Here is a 14,843-nt window from a genome sequence, read left to right on the forward strand (position 1 = left end):
GCGCCGGATCGGTTGACCGATATTCAAGTCATCTTTATATTGCCCGCATGGCGAAAGCGATGCGGGAACCGACCTTCTGGATCCTGACCGCCCTGGCAAGCCACCCGCTGCACGGCTACGGGGTGCTCCAGGAGGTGGCCCGGCTCTCCGACGGCCGGATGAAGCTCCAGGCCGGCACCCTGTACGCGGCCCTGGACCGGCTCGCCGCCGAGGGGCTGGTCGAACCCGACCGCGACGAGATCGTCGACGGGCGGACCCGCCGCTACTACCGGCTCACCGACCAGGGCGCCGCCGCGCTGGACGTGGAGACCGAACGGCTGCGCACCAACGCCCTGACCGCCGCGCGGCAGTTGTCGGTGCGCCACGGGCTGGAGCAGACCGCGTGAGCGGCTACCAGCTGGTGCTCCGGGCGTACCCGAAAGGGCCCCGCAGGGAAGAGCTCCTCGACACCCTGACCGAGGGCGGCCGCACCCGGCCGACCCCCTCAGCACCGCCTACCTGGGCGCCGCCCTCGCGGCCCGGATCGGCTGGGAGGACGGCCCGGAGTTCCCGGCCGGCGCCCGCCTCGCCGCCATCCAGGACTCCGTCTTCCCGGGCGTGACGCACTGGGCGGAGCGCGACGGGGACCGGCTGTTCATCGACATCAGCGAGCCGTCGACGACCGAGGTGCTCGACCGCGGCCCGGCTCGCGGCGGCCGGCTGGGACGTCGGCAAGACGGTCCCGATGGGCTCCACCGTCATCGCGACCGGCGAGCTCGACCAGGACGGCACCCGGCTGACCGCGACCCGCGGCGAGATCGTCATAGAGGTCGAGACCTCGACCGCGGTGGTGGACACGCCGCCGGGCAGCTTCGACGTGACCGCCACGCTGACCCGGATGACGCCCCGCTGGCTCTCCCTGCTGAGCTGGGGCGGATGGCTGGCCGGCGCGCTGCTCGGGTGGTTCGTCACCGGATGGGTGAGCCGCCGCACCGAGCGGGCGACCGGGGCGATCCGGTCGCTGACCCGGGAACCGGTCGTCATCGCCCTGGTCCCGCTCACCCCGCTGACCCTGATCGGTACGGCCGGACTGGTCGCGGAGACCCTGCGGGCCGACTCGCCGGGCTGGCCGTTCTGGTCGCTCAGCATGACGTACGGCTGGGGCGTCACCCAGTTCGCGGTGCTGATGTGCCTCGTGTCGGTGCTGGTGGCGACGGTCGGGGGCCGATCCGCCACCCGCACGGCCGCCCAGCGCTCGCAGGCGTCCTCGCCGCCCGGATCGGCGCCCGCGCCGCCGACGCGTTCGCCGCCGGGCCCGACCTCGGGGCGGTCGCCACGGTCGCCTACCCGGGTACGCCGGTGAGCATCGAGAAAGACCTGTTCCCGGCCGACGACGAGCCGGCGGTGCTGAGCTTCCTGATGGCCCGCGACGACGTGGAGCCGACCCGGATCATCACCCCGCGGATCCCGGCGACCGGGGCCGTCGGGCCGTACCGCGAGCAGGCCCGGGCCCGGATCGCGGCGGCGGGCTGGTCCATCGGCGCGGGTATCCCGGACGGCGGCATGGCCTTCGACGCGACGAGGGGCGGCATCCGGTTCGCGTTCCACGCCGACGCGTCCGACGGAGGCCTCGTCACGATCCCGCTGTGGGTGCGTACCGTCCTGCAGCTGGCCGCCGCCACCGGCACCGCCACGGTCCCGCTCCCGGTCGGCGAGCTGCTGCTCGGCCTGGCCCGGTGGCCCGCCGCCCTGGCGCTGCTGCTGCTCGCGGCCGTCATGATCACGGCGAGCCGCGGGCCACGAATCCCGCGAAACGGCTAAGCGGTTCCAGGGGCACGCCGAACAGACCGGCAGACTCCGCACCCGCGCCGAAAGGAGATCACGTGGCCACCGTGCTGATCGCCGACGACGACGCCGACCACCGTGACCTTCTCACGCTGGCGCTGCTTCGATGCGGCCACGACGTGGTCGAGGCCGCCGACGCCGACGCCGCGCTGCGGGTCGTCGAGGCCGGCGGGATCGACGCCGTGCTGCTGGACATACGCATGCCCGGCACCTCCGGCATCGAGCTGTGCCGTCTCCTGCGCGCCGGCCCGGCCACCGCCGACCTGCCGATCATGCTGGTCAGCGCCGACGTCAACGGCCACCGGATCCTCGCCGGGATGGACGCGGGCGCCGACGACTTCCTCGCCAAGCCCTACCAACGGGCGGAGCTCGCGGCCCGGGTGACGGCGTTGCTCCTGCGCCGGGAGCGTCCGTCCAGCAAGTCCGCGATCGCGGCCCGGACGGCACTGCTGGCGGCCCGGGCGGCGGTTCCGCGGCCGGTGGCCGTACCGGTCCTGATGGAGCTGTCCCGCACCGCCTGATCATCGGGCGTAATGTCCCGGACATGGATCTCGGCGGCACCGCAGGCGTCCGCTACCGCACCGCCGCCGGCCGGTGGGTGCTGCTCGCCACCGTGCTCGGGTCCAGCCTCGCCTTCATCGACGCGACCGTGGTCAACATCGCCCTGCCGACGATCGGCGAGGACCTCGACGCGAGCGCCGCGGGCCTGCAATGGACCGTCAACGGGTACGCCCTCAGCCTCGCCGCCCTGATCCTGCTGGGCGGCTCGCTCGGCGACCGCTACGGCCGCAAACGGGTCTTCATGATCGGGGTCGGCTGGTTCGCGGCCGCCTCCCTGCTCTGCGGCGTGGCCTCGTCGATCGAACTGCTCATCGCCGCCCGCGTCCTGCAGGGCATCGGCGGCGCACTCCTGACCCCGGGCGCCCTCGCCATCCTCGAGGCGTCGTTCGCGCGGGAGGACCGGTCGCGGGCGATCGGCGCCTGGTCCGGGCTCGGCGGCATCGGCGGCGCGCTAGGACCGTTCCTCGGCGGCTGGCTGGTCGACGTGGCCGACTGGCGCCTCATCTTCCTGATCAACGTGCCCGTGGCGCTGCTCGTGGTCGCCGTCTCGGCAAGGCGCGTGCCCGAGTCCCGCAACCCCGAAGCCGCCCAGGAGCTCGACGTGGCCGGGGTGATCCTGGGCGCCGCGGGGCTGGGCGGGCTCACGTACGGCTTCACGGCCTGGCCCGCGGACGGTCCGGGCAGCACCCCGGTGGTGGCCGGGCTCGCGATCGGTGTCCTCGGCATGGCGGGCTTCGTCCTCCGCGAGCTCCGCGCCCGGCATCCGATGCTGCCGCTCACCATCTTCCGCTCCCGGGCGTTCACCGGCGCCAACCTCGTCACCTTCCTGGTGTACGCGGCCAACGGCGGCGTCTTCTTCCTGGTGGCCGTCAACCTCCAGGTGGTGGCCGGCTACAGTCCGCTCGCCGGCGGCCTCGCCCTGCTGCCGATCACCGTGCTGATGCTGCTGTTCTCGGCCCGGGCCGGGGCGCTCGCCCAGCGGATCGGGCCGCGCATTCCGATGACCGCGGGCCCGCTGGTCTGCGCCGCGGCGCTGGTGTGGATGTCCCGGATCGGTCCCGCGGCCGCCTACCTGACCGACGTACTGCCCCCGGTGATCGTGTTCGGCCTGGGCCTGTCCCTGCTGGTGGCGCCCCTGACCGCGACGGCGCTCGGCGCCCTGGACGACGCGCACGCGGGCATCGCCAGCGGCGTCAACAATGCGGTGGCTCGCGCGGCCGGGCTGCTCGCCGTCGCTGTGCTGCCGCTGGCGGCGGGCATCGGCGCCGGCAGCCTGACCGACGCGGCGGACCTCGCGCCCACGTACCGCACGGCGATGCTCATCGGTGCGGGCCTGATGGCCGGGGGCAGCGTCCTCGCGCTGTTCTTCGTGCCGGGACGGCTCGCCGACGGACGGTGAACCGGCAGGCCCGGCGGCCCGTCGTAGCGGTATGCCTTCCGACGACAGCTGGACGCACCATGCCACCGCCGACCTCGCCAGGCTCCGACAGGCCGGCAGGAATCGTCCCGGTTCCATCCGCCTCGGCCAGGCCGAGCGGTACGTCGACCGGCTCGCCTCGCCGAACGGCGATCTGGAACCGAAATGGCGCGATTATCTCCGCCGTTTCGTGAACGCCTTCCGCGGGCGGCCCGCACAGATCTCCCCCGAGCCCGAGACCGGCGCGGGGGCCGGAGCCTCGACGAGTGACCCTCCTTCATGGACGGAACAGGCCAGGCAGTTCGCGCCGCACATGCTGCGGGTGGCTCGGCAACTCGACGAGCTCGACGCCGCCCTTGTCGCGAACCCGCGAAACGACGTCTTCCGGCGGCTCTTCTACGGCGGACGCCTCGAGCAGACGAAGAGCTTTCACGAGGAAGCCACCACGGCCCTGCAGAAGGCCGTCGCCGCCGGGGAGGAACGGGTGGCGCAGCACGACTTCGATCAGCGGGTGCGTACCGCACCGGCCCCGGCGCAACCGACTCTTCCGAACCTCGTCGCCCAGGCCGCGCAGGCGGACGTCGAACGGCAACGCGCCGGACTTCCGAACGGGCAGCAGCCCGCGCAGCCCCTGGCACGCCCGGGCCTCACCCGGGCGGCATCGACGCCCACACCGAAGAAAGCCGCCCGGCTCTGAAGATCGTCAACCACAGGGAGCAGCCCCGATGACCCAGGTAGCGAACGAACCCGAGACCCAGACGCCCTCCTTCATCCTTTACCAGGACGGACCCGGCTACGGCGAGACCCTCGACCGCCTCGCCTTCTGGGTGCACAACCTCCTGATCCCCGTGTACGGCCGCGAAGTCACGTCCGCGGCGCCGTGGTGCTCCCAGTGGTGGCGGCACGCGGAGGCGGTGGCCCAGCTGCACGCCCTCTCCATGGCATGGCAGGAGATGACCGGCGCGGCCAGCAACCTGAGCGGCCCGGCAACGTGGCACCGCGACTTCCTCCAGCCGGTGATGACCTCGCTCCGCGACCCGGCGGGGCCGTTCGCCGGATGCAAGCCGGGGTCGCACCGCGACAAGCAGGCGCCACCGGTCGAGCCACTCGCCTTCTGAGCCGGCGTTCAGATCAGGCCGGGCAGGCGGTCGAAGCGGGCCGCCGCCCCGGCGCCGGTCCGCGGTTGCGGCCGGGACAGAGCCCACCGGCGCAGCTCGCCCAGCAGGGTGGTCACGGCCTCCGCATCCGCCGGAAGCGGAGCCGGATCGATGCCGCCGTCCTCCGCCGGATCCAGTTCGCGCAGCAGGATGCTCCCCCGCTGCCGGCCTGCGGGCGGCCGCAGCTCGAGAACCTTGAACATCGTGCCCGGCCGGAACACCACACGGTCGGTCACGGCGGCGTCGCCCTCCGGCTCAAATGCCCCGGTACGGGCGGCCGTCAGCGACCAGATCAGCACGTTGGTGTCCCCGTCCTGCTCCGCACACGGCTCGGTCAGCGCATGGACGAAGCCCCAGTCGGCGATCAGCCTTGCGTCCTGGTACATCTCCCATTCCTGCGGAGCGGGCGTACGGGCATAGGTCACCGCGCCGGCGTAGCGGGGCAGTCGCTCGAGGGCGGCCGAGGCCAGGTCGGCGAGCCGCCGGTGGTCGCCGTCGTCGCCGTTGCACAGCAGGGGGTCGAGCCCGGTCCCGCCACGGGTCAGATACCAGCACAGAGCGGCAGCCTCCGCGACGGCACGGCCCGAGCGAGCGTCACCAAGCTCCCGCTGTCCATCGAGGACAGCGCCCGCCGCCCGGCAGAGAGAGTCGATGCCGGCCGCCGGATCGAGACCTGCCAGCGTGCGGCGCAACCACTCATGGTCCTCGTCCGCCGGCGGCGCCTCCGCGGCCGGCAACGCGACCGGCGGAGCCAGCGGCGAGGAAACCGGCGGCGGCGCGACAGGCGAAGACGACAGCGGCATGGGCGCGACCGGCGGCGATGACAACGGCGTGACGGTCGCTCGCGGAAGTATCTCGGCAGGTTCAATTGCCCGCGGCGGCGACGCCAGCTCAACCACGCTCGGCGGTTCCGGCGCTGTGGTTGCCGCAGCGGCGTCGCGGGATGCCACCGGCAGCGGCGTCGGCTCGTTCCAGCGCTCGGGTTCCGGCGCCGGCGCGACGAAAGCCTCCTCGGGTTCCGCGCGGATCAGCTCCGCCGCCGGCCGCGCCCGGCTGGTCACGCGGGCGTCGTTCAGCCGTTCGGCGAGCCGGCGGGCCACCGGCAACAACCCGTCCTCGAACAACACCGCGCAGTGGTCCGGATCGGCGGCAAGCCCCCGTACCCGTTCCGCATGCTCGGGGGCGTGCGCAGGCCGTACCCAAAGCCCCGCCTCCACGATCTCGACCAGCACGTCGCTGTCGGCCCGGTAGGTCAGCGGCGCCACCTCCGTGCCCAGATCGAGCGGCACCCGGTGGGCGAGGATCACCGGGCGCCGGGGAAGCGATACCGGCAGGATGCGCGGCGAGAAGCCGAGTTCGCGGGTGAAGGCCGGCCAGCCCGGCTCCCCGTCGGCCCGGACGGGATACGCCGCCTCCTCGTACGGTGCGGTCAGCGGCAGGCCGGCGAAGCACACCACAGGCGCGCCGAGCACATCGGCGAGTGCCTGACCGAGGCGATCGCCGTCCGGCGTGGTGACCGGGCCGTACGCGGCGAAGCGCAGCCGGGTGCGCTGGTCATCGGTCAGGTCGTTCCACAGCCGGCGGACCTCGTCGAGACCGAGCGGTGGCGTACCCGGGCAGCCCAGCACGACGGTCAGCGCGTCCGGGTCGCAGGGTGACGCGGTCTCCAGCAGGGTCCGGTGCCGCTCGACGCGCTGCGGGTCGCGGGTGTCGTGGATCCACAGGCCGCCGGTCAGCGGTTCGGCGCGGGTGGTGGGGCCGAGCGTCCGCGTCTCGACGGCCGCGGCGTCCCACGCCGGGGCGGGATACCGCTTGGCGTACCAGACCGGGGGCTTGCCCGGGCGGAACCTCAGCCAGCCGCTGTCCGGGGACGAGTGCGCGAGCACGGTCCCGGACGGGCCGACGGTGAGCTTGCCGTCCGGTGCGTGCACGACGCAGCGCAACAGCTGCGCCAACCACTGCGCGGTCAGTCCGGCGGTGCCCGGGCCGCTGCGGCAGGTGACGAGCCGGACGCCGCGGCGCCGGCGGCGGGGCCAGGTGCGCACCAGCGACTGCCAGACCGCGAACGGTACGCCGTCCGGCAGGTCCAGTACGACGATGTCGTTGCCGGGGTCGGCGGCGATCCGCAGAGCCAGGTCCCGGGCCTCGTCGCTGACCGGCTCGTCCGGGTGCAGGACGAGGGCGTTGCCGATCCGGTCCTGCAGGAGGGCGGTGCCCGGGACCACGCGATGGTCGAGCGTGCTCGTCATGGCTGTGAGACCTTTCGATCGGACGCGCCGCTACGACGCGAGGTACCACCAGTCGCGCGCGGTGATGTCGTCGCAGGCGCGCAGGACGATGCGGGCGTCCGCGACGACCCGGCCGTCCGCGACGTCGACGCACGTGCCCGCCTTTCTGCTCGCCAGCCGTCCCGACTCGATCGCGAACTGTTGCGCAGGGCCGCCGTCACAGGTCGCGAGCTGAACGGCCGCGTCCTTCGCGAGGGCCAGACAGCGGGAACCGAGGTGGAGGGCGCCGTCCGTGGCGGGGGTGAAGCGTTGGGTCGGCGAGCCGTCGCAGGGCGCCACGGTCAGTGCCGATCCGTCGGCGTCCGCCCGGGCCGCCAGGCACAGCGCCGCATCCTCCGAGACGATGCGGGGGCCGTACCCGACGTCGCCGGCCGATTGACCGGAGAGCGCGACCGTGAATCGTTCCGGGGGCCGCTCCTTGATCACGGCCAGGGTGACCACCGAGCCGATCGCCACCAGGGCGATCCCGCAGGCGGCGGCGATCAGCAGCCGGCCGGCCCGGCCGAGCCGGACGTGCCGCCCGGGGCGAAGTTCGAGTGCCTGGCTGGCCCACTGGTGGGCGAGCGTGGAGGTGGGCCGGGCCGGAACCGGCCACCATCGGGGAAGGTGTCCCCGGCGTGCCGTCCGGACGGCCGCGGCAAGCCCGGCAGTCAGGGTGAGTACGGCGACGACGAGCGCCGCCCACATCGGACCGGTCATCACCCACCGTCCCAAGCGGGTGCGACCTGGAACTCGTCGCCACGCGGCTTGCGGTACGCCGGCCGCCGCGACCAGCTCGCCGCGGCGCGCTGGGTGATGGCCTCGACCTCGGCCTTGGCCGCATGCGAGATGGGCCCCGCGTCGGGCTCCTTGTACCAGGGACGCAGCCGGATCAGCGCGGGCCGGACACCGGTCGCGAGCAGCAGCGCGGTGCCCTTGGGCAGGGCCCTGATCTTGTCGGCGGGCAGCACCTGCTCCTGCCGGTACGACATCGAGCGCGACGACCCGTCCCGGCTCTTCGACCAGCTGGGCGTCTTCACGTCGTGCTGGCCGACCAGGCGCGCGATCTTGTCCACGAAGTCGGCGTCGTCGAGGCCCGCGCCCAGCAGCTTGACCGTCGCCGCGCTCCACAGGGCGTCCATGCCCGGTTCGCCCCAGACGCGTACGCCCTGCCGGTAGCTCTGCAGCAGGGTCACGACGTTGATGCCCCGGGAGCCGAAGTGGCTGTAGAGGTCGGGCAGGTCGCTGATGCGGCAGACGTTCGCCGCCTCGTCGAGCACCGCGGTCATCGGCGGGTCGAGCCGCCCGCCCATGCGCTCCGCCGCGACCACCCCGGCCCGCATCGTCGCGTCGGCGAGGCCGGCGATCACGCCCGCTGCCGAGCCACCGCCGTCCTTGGACAGCAGGTAGAGCGTGTCGCGGCCGAGCACGTGCTCGTCGGGGACGAACTCCGGCCGGGCCGGGTCCGGGCTGACCCAGGCGAGGATGCCGGGGTCGAGCAGACACGCGACGCACTGCCGGGCGGTTTCGTAGATGCCGTCCCGGGTCTCCACCGCGCCGCGCACCGTACCCTGCAGCTGTTCGGCCATGGCCGGCATGCCGACCTCCCGGAGCAGGTCGATCGGCGCCCGGTCGGCCGGATCGGCGAGCCAGCCGAGCAGGTCGGAGACGGACGCGCCGCCGCGGGCCGCGGCAAGGAACAGCGCGGTGAGCGTGTTCTGCGCCGCGGAGATCCAGAAGTCCTTCTTGGACGAGTCGTCGTTGACCGAGCTGACGAAGTGCCCGGCCAGCCGGCGGGCGCCCTCGATGGTGTCGCAGTCCGCAAGCATGTCCCACCACATCTCCCGGGGCGTGTGGGCGATGCCCTGCGGGTCGAAGGTCCAGACCTTGCCGACCTTCGTCCGCTCCTGCCGGGTGACCGTGTAGACGTCGGACTTGTTCGAGGTCAGCAGCACCGGGCCGCGGGCACGCAGCAGCCGCGGGATGGCGATGCCGGTGGACTTGCCGGCGCGTGGCGCCATGAGGTCCAGCTCCACGTCCTCGAAAGACGACCGCAGCTCCGGCCCGTTCGGCATCAGGTCGCCGAGGAGGTTTCCGGCCTCGTCCGGATGGACGGTACGGGCGCTCTTGATCGACGGGCGCAGGTCCCGGGCCCTCGCCTCGATCCCCTTGGGCATCAGGCTCTGCATCTCGCGCCGGGTCGCCAGCCCCTTCGTGGGGTTCGTCATCCGGCCGGCGATCTTCCGGCCGAGCAGGAGCACCACGAGAAGCACCAGCGCGAGGACCACGGTGACACCACCGAAGAGTGCCCACGACGGCGCGCCCGGCCAGGCCGCCGCGGTGTTCCCGGACAGCACCTGGAGGTAGACGGCGAGGTCGAACGCCGGCGGGTGCCAGCCGTGCCCGGTGACCGCGGCGCCCAGCGTGCCACCGAGGCCCACGACGCCGAGTACGACCATCGCGAGCAGGGCGCATCCCGGGACCAGCCAGGGCATTACGTCGTTGCCCATGCCCCCGCCGCGCGGTGAGGAACTCATGCCGTCCCCCCGTCCGAGTCGCCGGCTGCCAGTTTCGCGTCGGCCTCTGCGCGCTCGGCCGCCACGCGTTCGGCGTACCCGTTGGAGACCCAGCGGCTGTTGGTGTCATGCAGGTGGCGCTCGGTGTCGGTGATCGCCACCCGGATCGGGATGCCGGGGCGGCCGCCGACCTTGATGAGGAAGCGGCCGCGGCCGGGCGGTTCCTCGTTCTCGCCGTTCTGCGCCCAGCCCGGCGGCGACGACCAGGAGGAGACCAGCTCGATCTCCCGGCGGGACAGTCCGACGACCTTGCCCAGGTCCTCCATCTCGGCGCGGGGCAGCCCGGCGCAGGCCACCATGCCGGCCCGCTCGACGAAGCCGCGCGCCTTGGCCTTGTCGGACTCGTTCCCCAGCGCCTCGGCGTCCTTGAGGGTGTGGGTGATCTTGGAGTCGGCCAGGCCGAGCGACCGGTTGAGGCGGGTCAGCGCGTCGATGCGGTCGACGATGCCGGAGGCGGCCCGCAGCGGCCGCCACAGCTCGTCCAGGACGGTGAAGAACCACCGGCGCGGCGCCAGGCCGGCGTCGGCCAGCGCGTGCGAGGCGGCGACCGTACCCAGTCCGTCGGACCATGCGGCGAGCATCGCCGCGGCGGTGAGCTGGCTGTCCGCCTCGCCGATCCGGGAGATGTCGATGCACACGGCCGTCGCGTTCGGGTCGATGTGCGTGGAGGTCTCGGACGCGAAGGTGTCGCCGAGGGGTCCGTCGAGGATGCCCAGCAGCGACCGGTGCAGCGGGTCCACCGCGTCCCGGTAGCGCGCCTCCTGGCCGCGGTCGAGGGTGATCTGCCGGACTCGCGGCGGCCCCTCCTGGAGCACCGCGAGCAGGTCCGTGAGGTGCACGGCGTGCCCGGGGACCGTACGCTCCCGCAGGTGCCGCAGGCAGGCCGACAGTACGGACTGCTCGTGGTCGGTGATCGGCGCACCGCGCACGATGGTGAGCAGGGCGGCGACCATGTTGAGCACCCGGCCGTGGGTCTCGGCGGCCAGCGCCTCGCCGGCCTGACCACCGATCTTCGCCGCGGCGGCCCCCATCGCGCCGGGATCGAGCACGTTCAGGCCGCCGACGCCGCGGGCGATCTGGATGACCTGACCGCCCAGGGCCCGGACGGTGTCCGCGTAGTCCGGCTTGAGGTCGCCGAGCACCAGCGGGACGACGCCCTGCGCCGACAGCCCGATGAGCATCCGGTTGATCAGCGTCGACTTGCCGAGGCCCGGCATGCCGAGCATGAACAGCGACGGGTTGGAGATGTACCGGGCGCGGGTGAACCAGTTGAGCGGGTCGCCGCACACGGTCGCGCCGGTCGCGAGGTGCTGGCCCAGCGGCACGCCGGTGCTCGGGGCGCCGGATCCGGAGGCGAAGGGCCAGAGACCGCAGGCCTGCACGGTGGTGGCGCGCCACATCGTGGGCGGGTCCATCGTGGCGACCCGGCCGCCGCCCGTGCCGTACGCGCCCCGGTGCGGGACGGTGTCCGGCCGGTCGGCCTTCGCGGCGCGCTCCTTGCGCCGGGCCTCGATCAGGTCGATGCGGGCCTTCCGCTTGGCCGCCTTCTTGAGCGCGCGCGGCGTCTGCTTGCCTACTTCGTCGATCTCGGGGTCCTGCTCGCCGGCCGGCGGGACGACGAGGCCGCTGAGCCCGGTAGCCGGGCCCGACGCCCCGCGCTTCCAGCCGGCGCCGAGGTCCAGGACCCGCAGCCGGGTGCCGCCGGTGGTGGTCACAGCGCCTCCTGCAGCTCGTGCGGCACCATCGTCTGCTCCCAGGGCAGGATCCCGACCGGCAGCGCGCAGCTGAACGCCGCGGCCTGCATCCGGTCGGCCGGCCGCATGGCGAGGCGGGTCGCGCCCAGCATGTTGCGCATGGTCACGTCGGCGTCGGCGACGTCCTCGGCCGAGTCCACCGTCACGGTCACCACCATGGAGAACTCCACGAGACCGGCGCCGGCCGCTTCCTCGGAGGCCGTCTGCTCAGCGGCGTCCACTTCGGACGCGGCCCGGGCTCGTACCAGGCCCTTCGTCGAGTTGGCCATGAACTGGGCGGCGCGACGGTCGGCTTCGACGATCTTCGCCGAGGTGGCCGGGTCGATGGGCCGGTAGAGCAGCGCCACCCGCTTGCGCCGGATGCTCGGGGCCGGGTCGAGCAGCGTCCGCAGCACGCTGGAGCGTACGGTGCCGCGGGGCGCCAGCGTCAGCAGCCAGCTGCGCGAGACCCCCGAGTCGTGCCGGTACGCGTTGACACTCTCCACCGTCGCCGCGGGTCCGGCGTCCGACCAGTCGAGACCCGTACCGCCGTGCCGGGCCCGGATGTCGAGCACGTCGGCCGAGACCGCCGGGTCGTAGGCGACCCGCACCACCTCCGCGATGCGCTCGGCCGACAGTGGCTCCGCGGCGCCCCCACCCGCGCTGACCAGGCCGCTGACCAGGCCTTGGATGCGCAGCGCGAGGTCGGTCAGCACGTCTTCCGTACCGCGTTTCTGGCCGCCGGGCAGGCCGTAGGTCAGCGTGATGTAGGTGTTCATCTCGGAGGAGGCGTCGGGATAGCGCTCCACCACCTCCTCCATCACCGCCCGGGCGGCCGGCGGCGCGTCCGGCGAGATCCGGGTCAGCACCTCGGTCGCGAGCCGGGTGCCGGGATCCGGCGCCGTCTCGACCACCACCGAGGCGCCGCGCAGGCCGGGCTCGTGGGCGAGCCGGGACAGCCAGTCGCCCCAGAGCGCCACCCAGATGTCGACCTGGTCGGCGTCGACCAGGGAGCCGCCGTCGGGCTCGCAGCCGAGGACGATCGTGTACAGGTTGCGGTAGCGGTGGTGCAACACACCGAAGGGCCGGTCGTACGGGTCGCGGCCCTCCAGCATGGTGACCTTGCTGAGCATGCCCGGGGGCCGAAACCGCCCGCCGGGCCGCGCGGACAGCGGGCCCGACACGTAGAGGTGCTCCCGCTTCGCCTTGCGCCGGGTCCATCCGATGCGGATCGACATCAGGTTGTAGACGTTGCGGCCGTCCTGGGTGCGCAGCGCCAGCGGCACCAGCGCCAGGGCGATCGGCAGGAACACGATGAACGCCGCTTCCAGGGAGATCAGCGACGCGAGCAGCACCACGACCAGCCCGCCGAACATGCCGATGGTGCCGACCAGGCCGAGCGACCCCAGGCCGGCCTTGCGGGGCCGCCGCCAGTTGCCGTACGTCCGTGCCCTGACAGCTTCCGTGGTCACGACTCTCGACCCCCATTTCCGGTGACTTGCCAGCTCGACAGCCAGACAACGGGCGCCCGGTGATCCCGGTTCACGGCTGCCCTTTTCTCCGGCCTCACTTGCACAGTTCGCCGAGCTTCTTGGCCGCGCCGGTGAAGGCGGCGCCCTCTTTCTCGGCGGTCGCCAGGTGGGTCACCGGCAGATAGGCGGCACCGGCGTCCGCCAGGTGCTGGATGGCCGACCGCAGGCGCTCGTCGGAGGAACCGAGGGCGAGCTGGGAGAGCCGGTCGGTGGACTTCTTGACCCGCACGCGCATCGGGGCCAGGTCGCTCTCCGAGTACGCGGGGTCCTTGCCCGGCTTGGCGACGTCCATGAGGGCCTGCAGGACGTCGTTGAACGCCTCGTTGGCCTGCCGGCACGCGTCGGCCTTGCTCACCGACAGGATCGCCGCGCGGCTCACCAGCCCCGACTCGACCGGCGGCGGCGCGGCCGAGGACGCCGCCCCGGCGGGCGGGGGTGACATCGGCGGGGCGCCGCCGGCCGGGCCTGCCGACGGATCGCCCTGGCAGGCGCCGACGCCGGCCACCGCCGTCACGAGTACGGCCGCTCGAACCGCTGTCCACTGCAGAGGCTTCATGTCCACCACCCTGTCCGTCGTCAGTTCGCCAGACGAACGGACGAATGGTGGCCCGGGTTCAGATCATCCCGGCGCGGAGGGCGTAAGCGACGGCGTGCGAGCGGTTGCGCAGGTGCAGCCGGTGCGTCAGCCCGTAGATCACGTTCTTCACGGTGCGCTCGGAGTAGCAGAGCTCCCCCGCGATCTCGCTGGTGTCGAACCCGTCGGCCATCAGCCGCAGCACGTCGATCTCGCGCGGCGTGAGGCCGGCCGCGCCGAGGCCGTGCGGCGACAGCACCTCGCGCTGCAGCCGCTCGATGTGCTTGAGCAGCTCGCCGACGAGGTTGGGCGGCATCATCCCGCCGCCGGCCGCGGCCGCGAGCACGCTCTTGGTCAGCCGCTCCGCGGTCACCGCCGACCGGGGCAGCACCGCGACGACCCGGCACTCGACCGCGGTCAGCAGCTCGCTCTCGCTGATCTCGTTGGTCACCAGCACCACGGGCGCGCCGGAGTCGGCGGCCGCGCGGCGCAGCACGGCGACCACCTCCGGGCTCAGCCGCTCGGCGGCGACCACGAGGACCCTGGCCTCGGCGCGGTCGGCGGCGCGCAGCAGGGTGAGCTCCGGCCGGGACTGAAGAAGACCGGCGAGCCCCGCGTGGCTGAGCGGGTCCGTCGCGTGCAGGGCGACCCGAACCTGGTCCACAGCTACCTCCAGAGATCGTTCAGTGGCGGGAGCCAGTCTCCGTAAGCGGCCTTCAGAAAATCTTCATGCGACCTTCATGCCCAGCTCAGGCCGCTACTCGGCGGGCCGGGCGCAACTCGCCTCGTGCAGCGCCCGGATGTACTTGGGCAGCTCGACGGCGGCGAGCTCGAGCTGGCCGGGCGCGAGCTGGTCCAGGAAAACGGCGTCGATGACGTCCGGCGCGAGCTCGTCGGGAAGCTCGTCGACGCGTTGCATCGGCTGCTGCTGCCAGATGCGGATGATCCGCATGCGGGACCGGATCTGGGCGAGGGTGGACTCCAGCCGCGCGATGATCTCGTTCGCCTGGCCCGGGTCCACGACGAGCCGGCCCTCCGCGGCGAGCTTCAGGAAGAGCTCGCCGGCGAAGGGCAGGGGAGGGATGTCCCCGCTCATGGGTCCTCCCTCGGCTCCCCACCGGGCCGGCCGGCGGACGTTTCGACAGGGAGTCGACCAGAACGAGCGGCGGCAGGGAAGGGCCGCGGGCCCGATGTGCCCGCTA

The 14,843-nt window shown here is 73.2% G+C and carries 15 protein-coding genes; 7 read left to right on the plus strand and 8 right to left on the minus strand.

The window, feature by feature from the left end:
* Positions 1–47 precede the first annotated feature (47 nt).
* The 7 genes from AB0368_RS04985 to AB0368_RS05015 all read left to right on the plus strand — a co-directional run bounded on the left by AB0368_RS04985 (position 48) and on the right by AB0368_RS05015 (position 4,920).
* A complete protein-coding gene (locus AB0368_RS04985) occupies positions 48–386 on the plus strand; it encodes a PadR family transcriptional regulator (RefSeq protein ID WP_366152477.1) in 339 nt (112 codons plus the stop codon).
* Between the two features lie 338 nt (positions 387–724).
* Positions 725–1,342, plus strand: coding sequence for a hypothetical protein (locus AB0368_RS04990; protein WP_366152478.1), 618 nt, complete (start codon positions 725–727; stop codon positions 1,340–1,342).
* On the plus strand, positions 1,339–1,800 hold the full coding sequence (locus AB0368_RS04995) for a hypothetical protein (RefSeq protein ID WP_366152479.1): 462 nt from the start codon (positions 1,339–1,341) through the stop codon (positions 1,798–1,800). The genes AB0368_RS04990 and AB0368_RS04995 overlap by 4 nt, the downstream gene beginning before the upstream one ends.
* Positions 1,801–1,862: 62 nt before the next feature.
* A complete protein-coding gene (locus tag AB0368_RS05000) occupies positions 1,863–2,345 on the plus strand; it encodes a response regulator (protein ID WP_366152480.1) in 483 nt (160 codons plus the stop codon).
* A gap of 23 nt (positions 2,346–2,368) precedes the next feature.
* Entirely contained in the window at positions 2,369–3,784 is a 1,416-nt protein-coding gene (locus AB0368_RS05005) for a DHA2 family efflux MFS transporter permease subunit (RefSeq protein WP_366152481.1), read from the plus strand.
* A 31-nt stretch (positions 3,785–3,815) separates the two neighbouring features.
* On the plus strand, positions 3,816–4,499 hold the full coding sequence (locus AB0368_RS05010) for a hypothetical protein (RefSeq protein ID WP_366152482.1): 684 nt from the start codon (positions 3,816–3,818) through the stop codon (positions 4,497–4,499).
* 28 nt (positions 4,500–4,527) lie between these two features.
* Complete coding sequence (locus AB0368_RS05015; protein WP_366152483.1) at positions 4,528–4,920, plus strand: DUF4913 domain-containing protein; 393 nt, start codon at positions 4,528–4,530, stop codon at positions 4,918–4,920.
* A gap of 8 nt (positions 4,921–4,928) precedes the next feature.
* On the opposite strand, the gene AB0368_RS05020 is transcribed toward AB0368_RS05015, so the two are convergent.
* The 8 genes from AB0368_RS05020 to AB0368_RS05055 form a co-directional block, all read right to left on the minus strand.
* Positions 4,929–7,208 carry a hypothetical protein gene (locus AB0368_RS05020; RefSeq protein WP_366152484.1) on the minus strand — a complete coding sequence of 760 codons (2,280 nt, stop codon included), beginning with the start codon at positions 7,206–7,208 and terminating at the stop codon, positions 4,929–4,931.
* Positions 7,209–7,238: 30 nt separating this feature from the next.
* Positions 7,239–7,946 carry an RICIN domain-containing protein gene (locus AB0368_RS05025; RefSeq protein WP_366152485.1) on the minus strand — a complete coding sequence of 236 codons (708 nt, stop codon included), beginning with the start codon at positions 7,944–7,946 and terminating at the stop codon, positions 7,239–7,241.
* Entirely contained in the window at positions 7,946–9,763 is a 1,818-nt protein-coding gene (locus AB0368_RS05030; RefSeq protein ID WP_366152486.1) for a TraM recognition domain-containing protein, read from the minus strand. Before AB0368_RS05030 ends, AB0368_RS05025 begins: the two co-directional genes overlap by 1 nt.
* Positions 9,760–11,517: an ATP/GTP-binding protein gene (locus AB0368_RS05035; RefSeq protein WP_366152487.1), complete on the minus strand. Its 1,758-nt coding sequence runs from the start codon at positions 11,515–11,517 to the stop codon at positions 9,760–9,762. The genes AB0368_RS05030 and AB0368_RS05035 overlap by 4 nt, the downstream gene beginning before the upstream one ends.
* Entirely contained in the window at positions 11,514–13,007 is a 1,494-nt protein-coding gene (locus AB0368_RS05040; RefSeq protein WP_366152488.1) for an SCO6880 family protein, read from the minus strand. The genes AB0368_RS05035 and AB0368_RS05040 overlap by 4 nt, the downstream gene beginning before the upstream one ends.
* Positions 13,008–13,101: 94 nt before the next feature.
* Positions 13,102–13,623 carry a hypothetical protein gene (locus AB0368_RS05045; protein ID WP_366152489.1) on the minus strand — a complete coding sequence of 174 codons (522 nt, stop codon included), beginning with the start codon at positions 13,621–13,623 and terminating at the stop codon, positions 13,102–13,104.
* 58 nt (positions 13,624–13,681) lie between these two features.
* Entirely contained in the window at positions 13,682–14,305 is a 624-nt protein-coding gene (locus AB0368_RS05050) for a response regulator transcription factor (protein WP_366152490.1), read from the minus strand.
* A gap of 93 nt (positions 14,306–14,398) precedes the next feature.
* Entirely contained in the window at positions 14,399–14,737 is a 339-nt protein-coding gene (locus tag AB0368_RS05055) for a hypothetical protein (protein WP_366152491.1), read from the minus strand.
* Positions 14,738–14,843 lie beyond the last annotated feature (106 nt).

Origin of the sequence: Actinoplanes sp. NPDC051475, from assembly GCF_040689425.1 — a bacterium.
GTDB lineage: Bacteria > Actinomycetota > Actinomycetes > Mycobacteriales > Micromonosporaceae > Actinoplanes.

Bases quoted from the DNA above. Each gene is read 5' to 3' on its own strand.
- AB0368_RS05005 (WP_366152481.1), top strand. From the start codon at position 2,369: ATGGATCTCGGCGGCACCGCAGGCGTCCGCTACCGCACCGCCGCCGGC.
- AB0368_RS05020 (WP_366152484.1), bottom strand. From the start codon at position 7,208: ATGACGAGCACGCTCGACCATCGCGTGGTCCCGGGCACCGCCCTCCTG.
- AB0368_RS05010 (WP_366152482.1), top strand. From the start codon at position 3,816: ATGCCTTCCGACGACAGCTGGACGCACCATGCCACCGCCGACCTCGCC.
- AB0368_RS05055 (WP_366152491.1), bottom strand. From the start codon at position 14,737: ATGAGCGGGGACATCCCTCCCCTGCCCTTCGCCGGCGAGCTCTTCCTG.
- AB0368_RS05025 (WP_366152485.1), bottom strand. From the start codon at position 7,946: ATGACCGGTCCGATGTGGGCGGCGCTCGTCGTCGCCGTACTCACCCTG.
- AB0368_RS05030 (WP_366152486.1), bottom strand. From the start codon at position 9,763: ATGAGTTCCTCACCGCGCGGCGGGGGCATGGGCAACGACGTAATGCCC.
- AB0368_RS05015 (WP_366152483.1), top strand. From the start codon at position 4,528: ATGACCCAGGTAGCGAACGAACCCGAGACCCAGACGCCCTCCTTCATC.
- AB0368_RS04985 (WP_366152477.1), top strand. From the start codon at position 48: ATGGCGAAAGCGATGCGGGAACCGACCTTCTGGATCCTGACCGCCCTG.
- AB0368_RS05045 (WP_366152489.1), bottom strand. From the start codon at position 13,623: ATGAAGCCTCTGCAGTGGACAGCGGTTCGAGCGGCCGTACTCGTGACG.
- AB0368_RS04990 (WP_366152478.1), top strand. From the start codon at position 725: ATGGGCTCCACCGTCATCGCGACCGGCGAGCTCGACCAGGACGGCACC.